Origin of the sequence: Streptomyces sp. NPDC127084, assembly GCF_042724175.1 — a bacterium.
Lineage (GTDB): Bacteria > Actinomycetota > Actinomycetes > Streptomycetales > Streptomycetaceae > Streptomyces.
In genome coordinates this window covers 1-286 of the sequence record NZ_JBHXFA010000316.1, presented here as the reverse complement: position 1 = coordinate 286, position 286 = coordinate 1, and the positions used below count along the sequence as shown (strand labels likewise).

At 64.3% G+C, this 286-nt stretch carries 1 pseudogene; it reads left to right on the top strand.

The features are described 5' to 3' along the window. A pseudogene (locus ACFWI9_RS33695) lies at positions 1-195 on the top strand (hypothetical protein); the annotation flags it as partial. Positions 196-286 lie beyond the last annotated feature (91 nt).

Below are 286 nucleotides of genomic sequence, written 5' to 3'. Positions count from 1 at the left end.
CTCGCACCGATCCCGGACGGCCAGCACACCTTCACCCCCACCGCCACCAACCCCCAGGGCAGCACCACCGGCCAACCCGTAACCGTGACCATCACCCCACCGAACAAACCCCACAAGCCCCACAACCCCTACAAGCCATATAGCCCCTACAAGCCGCACAAGCCAGGCCCCTGGACCCTCACGGCACCGCGCTAGGGCCCGTATTGGGTTGTGACCAATCTGAGGGTTTCGCCCTCGCGGTCGCGCTTGATCCGCTAGATCGTGTTGTGTGACGCGTGTGCAACTG